The organism is Legionella drancourtii LLAP12, from assembly GCF_000162755.2.
Taxonomy (GTDB): Bacteria; Pseudomonadota; Gammaproteobacteria; order Legionellales; family Legionellaceae; genus Legionella; species Legionella drancourtii.
This window is the reverse complement of sequence record NZ_JH413819.1, coordinates 1-6880: the sequence shown is the minus strand read 5'-3', so window position 1 is coordinate 6880 and position 6880 is coordinate 1. Positions and strand designations below refer to the sequence as shown.

Below are 6880 nucleotides of genomic sequence, written 5' to 3'. Positions count from 1 at the left end.
ATTTTGCTAGATTGAGCCAAAATTGTTTTTTTTGAGCAGCGGAGCAAATGACTACTCCTGCTATGTGCTCACACAGGCAGCTAAATTATATAAAATTAATGCATGACGGAACCTTACTAAATATATATGAAAACGACAAAAAGCACATTTTTAAAATCAATGATTTTTGTAACCTTGCTCGCTTCAAGAACAATTTTTGCCGTTTCTCCAAGCACTGGGCAGTTAGTAATAGTTAACAAACTTGGCAACGGTACAGCTGGATTAACACAATCCAGCATCAAGATAGAAGTATATGATTTCGCGAACAGTACCCAACCATGCACCACCGTTGCCAACCTGCCTTATAACGGAGTTACGATCGTCAGATGGGCAGCTACTGGGGTACACCGCTCAACTTTTTGTACCGGTACAGGTTCTGGGACTGCAGCCATTTATCAAGTAAAAATCACCCCTCTCCAAAATATTATTGGTCAAACGGCTCAAGTCGTATATGACGCGACCACCCATACCCCACAAGCAGTAGCTAGCCCGATTATTTTCACGCCACCAACCATTGTTTATGGAAATATGGCATTGGTTATTAACGGAACTGGCACACCAAATACGACAAGTGGCCAAACTGCTGACCAGACGCATTGGGGGTTTACAGTAAATCCAACAACACCTGTTTTTGATACCGGCAATGGAGCGGTATTAATCACTGGCATTCCAGGCGTTGCCGGAGCTTATGGCCTAGAAGCAGAAAAGCTGTTACGAAGTTATGGCATTATTTTCTAGCATATTTCATATTACTTAGAAAATTTCTCGTCAATGTTCTATTCTCGTCGTCTTTCTATTATTGATATATGTACTTGTTTAAAATCATTTTTTAAGTAATTAACAATCAACTACTTTCACAATCGGTAGGGTCCTTGAGATAAGAGCTCAAATAAGATTTTACCATCCCCCCTCAGTAAATATAGAAGATTATTTGCTTATATAGCTTACAAATATCCTTAATTAACCGTTTACGTAATTTACCTATAGGGTAAATTAACCTGTTCGATTTTTATCTTAGAAATATCATACCCTAATGATTTTATCATTCTGCATATATTATTTTTCATTTGAGGATTACATCTAGGCCCAATCCATATTTCTTTAAAATTATCTTCTTTTAATTGAGTAGAGAGCAGAAATCTCTTTTCTTTAACTGATTTATCATCAAAAATTAATAAGTCTTCATTAATATTCAAGTGATTCGTCTTTCCTTAATTTATTTAAGCACTTAATGCTAAACAATCTTAATGTTTCCTCAATTTGCTTGACCACGTCATTGAACGATTTTGTTAGCATGTTATAAGCCACTAAATCTCATTATTTATTAATTATAGATTAATAGTTGGGCACCCATTTATAGGAAAAAAGGGAGGTTTTTAACACCTCTGCCCGACTAAAACCAAATTATCAAAAAGTCCGTTAGGTGTTCTGTGGAGAAAAAACATATCTACATAGAAGCTACACTTGTCAAAGAACAAAAACACATCCTCTTATAACCAAAAGAGGATGTCACCAGCCCCCATCTAGATTTTAAGCTGTAAGTTTTATCTTTATTTGGCACGAAAATTCAAACTTTAAATGGCACTGTTTAGTTTATTTAAATTAGAACCTGCTTGTTAGTGCATCATAAATGGCACTAAAATTTAAGCCTTTTTGTTGACTCACTTCAGAAGAAAAAAAACCAATCTTCTCTAAATTACTTGAGTTAGATTTTATAACCCTTGTAGGAAAAGCTTTTTCCCTCACTTCATCAATTTCCATTAAGAAATTCTCTAAACTTTGCTGTTCCTCAGCGCGTTGCTCTTCAGTAAGACCAATAATTTCATCTACATGCTTATCTAGATGGCTAAGCCAGCTTTTATGATAGTAAGATGGCATATAAGTTTCTGGAGAATAAAATAAACTATCTATTTTATCTTCTGGTAGTTGATTGTTTGCCAGTAAGTAATTTAAAGCACAGAATATAGAACTACCTGTTAATCTAATAGTCGATGCCAGATGAATATGAGGCTGTTTTGACATTTGCCATCGGGTATCCTTATTCTCATGATAAACCGTGTAATCTAATCGGGAAATTTCAGCTGCCAAGATCAAAATATTATTTTGGGGTAATGCAGCAATAAAATCATATCCAATTGCCGCAAAATTGAGTCTCTTATTAAGAACTGGTTTTCCGCGAGATGCTTTTGTTATAAGAAATCCTAAAGGAAGATCAATTTCCGGGAGCGTGGCGTAAGTATCGGTATCGGTATCGGTATAAAGACCTCCCTGATCAATTAAAATAGCTACCCTTGATAAATCTGACGCTCTTACACAATGGACTCTAAAGTTTTTCGGATCGCTTTTTACCGCATCTAATTCTTCTATAATCAGATCGTAATTACATATATTTTTATGCTCACGTATATTTTCTAATGTGATATTATGCTTATTACAAAATGCCCGAAAGTTTCCATATTCTTCGGACGTTATTGTATCAAAATCAGTCCAAAGAATAATTTTAAAATGAGGATTATGTTTTTTAAAATTTAATACAAATTCTTGATAGTTTTCAGGTAAAGATGAGCCAAACCAAATTCGGTGCAAAACGCTTATAATTGGATTTTCGAGGTCACTTGGCTTTTGCCAAAAAATTATATCAAGAAGCAATAATGCGTCTTTAATTTCAGTCCAGAATAAGGATTCCTGTCCATTAGTTTCATCCTCAATTTTATTTTTCTCTTCCTGAATTGTGAGAATCATCCCATAGAGATAATCGTTATAAATATATGAACCTTCCTCTTCCTCGTCACTTGCAAATTCTATAGATTCATATTGCAGGCTGCTAAAAAGGGGGGCTGAATTTGACGAGAGCCGATTGTCTATCTCATACTTCTGTTCGATTTCAATAAGTTTTCTTAAAAAATTGTTTAATGCGTTTATTATTATTTCATTAGACTTAATAAACTGTAGTTTAGTTAGTATCATTCATCACTCATAAGACCGCAAATAGATGAATTATTATACATCAATATGTACCAAATATGAACACATGGCCTGCATTATCAACAAAAATTCTTTACTTACTATCTAATTTATGCCTTAATTCTCGCTTTTTAACGTAAGTATTAAGGCCAATATGGTTTGTATACCCTAAAAAATTCGCAATTTTTCTGACTGACAATCCTAACGTTAATAGTTCTTTAATTTTCTCTAGATCTTTATCGAATTTACTTTGCTGAATAGTGCCCTTTGGTTTCCCTAATTGAATTCCTTGCGCTTTTTTACTAGCAAGCGCCTCTTTGGTTCGCAGACTAATCAGGTCTCGCTCAAGTTCAGAAAATAATGAAAATAGCGTAATCATTACTTTGGAAGTCATATCATGCTGTTTAATATCTAAATTTTGCTTAATAGCAATTACTCGCACTTGTTTTTGTATTAATTCATTAACCAACCCTATGACTTCCGCAGTACTTCGACCCAATCGACTTAGCTCTGTGACAATAAGCGTATCAGCATCTTCTAATGTTAAGAGCATTTCATCAATACGGCGCTCTTTTGTAGTTTTTCTACTGGAAATGGTCATCTGGATAAAATCATCCACTTCAAGCTTATTTTTTTTTGCAAACTCAAAAATCTCAAGCTTTTGATTGTTTAAATCTTGTTTGTCTGTCGATGCACGAATATATGCGATTGTTTTGGCCATATTTTACTCAAAAAATTACCTGTTAACATTTAATGTTAAATAATGATTTAAATTATACATATTATTATTAAATAATAAAGTGTAAGACATAAACAATTAATATCAACAATAACGGTCGTTATAAAGTATACAAAATAAAAAAGGCAAAGTATAATATTTGACCAACAAAGTATTTTACAGTCAATCAATTTTGGTATTGAACATAAAGTGCAAGCCAAATCCTTTTTTGGAGTTTTTTAGTATATATGAGTAAAAAAAGCGCTTTTGATAAATTTAAAATCATTCAGTTGTATTTAGAAGATAAGGCGACTCTGATTTCTATCGCGAAGGATTCAGGTATCTCCATTAGGAGTTTGCATCGGTGGATAGACCAATACAAAGTCCATGGGTTAGACGGATTAAAATCAAAAGCGCGTAATGATAAGGGGTGCCATCGCCAACTAACAGAAAATTTGGCGCAAGTAATTGAAGGGCTAGCTCTGCAAAAACCAAAACGTAGCGTTGCTGCAATTCATCGACAAATAGTGCGTCATACCAAAGATAATGGGCTGCCAATACCTAGCTATGCCGTTGTTTCAAAGATTGTTAATAATATCTCCCCTGATCTCATCAGCCTTGCGCACGAAAGTATAAAACCATACCAGCAAAAATATGATCTTCTTTATATCAGAGAGGCGTCGAGGGCAAATGAAATATGGCAAGCGGATCATACATTGCTTGATATCTACGTGCTTGATGATAAAGGTGGGATTAAACGACCATGGCTCACCGTTATTATGGATGATTACAGTAGGGGCATTGCTGGATATTATTTAAGTTTTCATGCTCCATCATCACTACAAACATCGTTAGCGTTGCGTCAGGCGATATGGATAAAAAATGAGAAACAATGGCCTATCTGCGGCATTCCTGAAATCATGTATACCGATCATGGTTGCGATTTTACATCGCATCATATTGAAGAAGTTTGTGTCTCATTGAAAATACAATTAATTTTTTCGACTATCGGCAAACCCCGTGGTCGCGGAAAGATCGAGCGATTTTTTGCAACTATAAATCAACGCGTTCTTCAAGACTTACCTGGATACGTGCAACCAGGTATTTCTGTAAAAAATAATGAATGCTTGACGCTTGAAGAGCTTGAATTAAAACTAAAATTATTTATGTTGGATGAATACAATAACCAGCCACATAGTTCAACCAAAGTTGCGCCAATCATTAAATGGCAAAGCAATTGTTTTTTGCCTCAGATCCCTGAAACACAAGAGTCACTGGATTCATTATTATTGATGGTAGCAAAACCAAGAAGAGTTCACAGAGATGGCATAAAATTTCAAGGATTCCGTTATTTTTCTACAACCCTTGCGGGCTTTGTGGGCGAGGATGTCATCATTCGTTATGATCCAAGGGATCTTGCCGAAATTCGCGTGTTTCACAAGGGTAGTTTTTTGTGCCGCGCAATTTCACAGGAACTAGACACTGGGACAGTCAGTTTGAAAGAAATTATCCAGGCGAGAAATGCTCGAAGGAAAGAATTACGAGACAATATCAGCGAGCGGTGTTCAATTGTAGATGCCTTGTTAAAAAATCCAACAAAAATAACCGGAAAACCAACGCCAATACCACCTATCGAACAACAAAAAAAAGCCAGCCATGTCAAAATAAAGAGGTATAAGCATGAATGAGCTACCTGACATGGATGATATGTTTTTAGAAACCAAGGGATATCAGCGATTTGAGGAGTTTTGTGATGCTTGCGTCGAATACAAATACATTGGCATTTGTTATGGATCTCCCGGAGTTGGTAAAACGCAATCTGCAGAACATTACAGCAAGCGTAAGCTAATCTTGTCTGCAAACCCGAATGGATATGCAATTGAAGACAATCGTCATGTACCAACTGGACTTAGTAACTGCACGACCATTTTTTATACTCCAATCGCCCCGCTATCTGCTCTTCAAATGCTAAATACCTTGAATCAGAACATTTGTTATTTTGATCGTGTAGTTCAAGCTGCACAAGCAAATAAAATGATCGATGAACAAACCCAATTAAATCAAGAAGAAAAAGAGAATTTTATTAAAATGCTAAAATTATCCTCGAAAAATTACTGCAAATTAATAATCATTGATGAAACGGAACGACTTAGTTTCTCCGCATTGGAATTATTAAGATCATTATACGATGACAGGGGTATTTCCATTGTATTTATTGGTATGCCAGGGCTGGAAAAAAGATTATCGAGGTATTCACAACTTTATTCGCGAATAGGATTTTCTCATGAATACAAACCACTTTCCAAGGAAGAAATGTTATTTACCCTAGAACATAACTGGCGAAAATTAGGGCTTAAATTAAAGCAAGGGGAATTTTCTGATCATGAGGCGATGGCATCCATTATGCGCATCACTAATGGTAATTTTCGATTATTGAATCGGTTATTTATGCAAATTGATCGACTATTAAAGTTGAATCAATTGCAATATATCACTAATGAAGTGGTATTGGCAGCAAGAGAATGTTTGTTAATTGGTAATACTTAATCTATTTTTATGGTGGTGCTGACATGGCAAAAAAAGGTAAAGCGAAAATTTTGAATGAGTTTGAATTCGAACAACTACTCATTGCAGCAAAAATTGGCTCATTTGCCATTCGCAATATTGCTCTTGTATATTGCTCATTCGGGTTGGGGCTGCGTGCAAAAGAAATCGCATCGCTTACTATAAAAGACGTTGCCGACAAGCAATATAGACTTCTTGATGAAATTTGTCTTAAACGCTCAATGCATTGGGGCAAAAAACAACATTACGCTTATCTTACCAATAAAAAGGTTTATGCAGCACTTACCGACCACTTAAAAACCATAGTGGGTTCCGAGCTTAATAAACCATTATTTCAAACGCAGCGGAAAAAAGAATTTACTCCTTGCACGCTGCAAAAATGGTTCAGATCTCTTTATGACAAAGCTGGTATAATTGGTGCGAGTTCTCACTCTGGTCGTCGCACTTTTATTACCCGATTGCTTGAGCAGGGTGTCAGTATCAAAGCTGTATCATCTTTGGCCGGCCATGCCAACACGATTACCACCGCTATTTATGCCGAAAATAAACCTGAATGTTTACAAACCATCGCGAAACTAGCAGTATTTTGATACA

General features: G+C 35.6%; 7 protein-coding genes. 4 read left to right on the top strand and 3 right to left on the bottom strand.

The annotated features are described in order from the left end of the window. Positions 1-126 precede the first annotated feature (126 nt). Positions 127-777 (top strand): hypothetical protein, encoded by a 651-nt coding sequence (locus tag LDG_RS08185; protein WP_040534979.1) that lies wholly within the window; start codon positions 127-129, stop codon positions 775-777. Positions 778-1016: 239 nt separating this feature from the next. Here LDG_RS08185 and LDG_RS08180 read toward each other — a convergent pair whose 3' ends face one another. The 3 genes from LDG_RS08180 to LDG_RS08170 form a co-directional block, all read right to left on the bottom strand. Further along, a complete protein-coding gene (locus LDG_RS08180) occupies positions 1017-1235 on the bottom strand; it encodes a hypothetical protein (RefSeq protein ID WP_006870799.1) in 219 nt (72 codons plus the stop codon). A 406-nt stretch (positions 1236-1641) separates the two neighbouring features. Next, positions 1642-3006: a glycosyltransferase gene (locus tag LDG_RS08175; RefSeq protein WP_006870797.1), complete on the bottom strand. Its 1365-nt coding sequence runs from the start codon at positions 3004-3006 to the stop codon at positions 1642-1644. A 91-nt stretch (positions 3007-3097) separates the two neighbouring features. Further along, positions 3098-3724, bottom strand: a complete 627-nt coding sequence (locus LDG_RS08170) for a recombinase family protein (RefSeq protein ID WP_006870796.1) — start codon at positions 3722-3724, stop codon at positions 3098-3100. Between the two features lie 245 nt (positions 3725-3969). On the opposite strand from LDG_RS08170, the gene LDG_RS08165 reads away from it, so the two are divergent. The 3 genes from LDG_RS08165 to LDG_RS08155 are packed head-to-tail and all read left to right on the top strand — an operon-like array spanning position 3970 to position 6876. Then, the gene (locus tag LDG_RS08165) at positions 3970-5409 is read left to right on the top strand and encodes a Mu transposase C-terminal domain-containing protein (protein WP_006870795.1); all 1440 of its coding nucleotides are present in this window, start codon (positions 3970-3972) and stop codon (positions 5407-5409) included. Next, positions 5402-6268 (top strand): AAA family ATPase, encoded by an 867-nt coding sequence (locus LDG_RS08160; protein ID WP_050805535.1) that lies wholly within the window; start codon positions 5402-5404, stop codon positions 6266-6268. The genes LDG_RS08165 and LDG_RS08160 overlap by 8 nt, the downstream gene beginning before the upstream one ends. Before the next feature lie 23 nt (positions 6269-6291). Continuing rightward, positions 6292-6876 (top strand): tyrosine-type recombinase/integrase, encoded by a 585-nt coding sequence (locus LDG_RS08155; protein WP_006870792.1) that lies wholly within the window; start codon positions 6292-6294, stop codon positions 6874-6876. Positions 6877-6880 lie beyond the last annotated feature (4 nt).

Bases quoted from the DNA above. Each gene is read 5' to 3' on its own strand.
- LDG_RS08185 (WP_040534979.1), top strand. From the start codon at position 127: ATGAAAACGACAAAAAGCACATTTTTAAAATCAATGATTTTTGTAACC.
- LDG_RS08175 (WP_006870797.1), bottom strand. From the start codon at position 3,006: ATGATACTAACTAAACTACAGTTTATTAAGTCTAATGAAATAATAATA.
- LDG_RS08170 (WP_006870796.1), bottom strand. From the start codon at position 3,724: ATGGCCAAAACAATCGCATATATTCGTGCATCGACAGACAAACAAGAT.
- LDG_RS08165 (WP_006870795.1), top strand. From the start codon at position 3,970: ATGAGTAAAAAAAGCGCTTTTGATAAATTTAAAATCATTCAGTTGTAT.
- LDG_RS08160 (WP_050805535.1), top strand. From the start codon at position 5,402: ATGAATGAGCTACCTGACATGGATGATATGTTTTTAGAAACCAAGGGA.
- LDG_RS08155 (WP_006870792.1), top strand. From the start codon at position 6,292: ATGGCAAAAAAAGGTAAAGCGAAAATTTTGAATGAGTTTGAATTCGAA.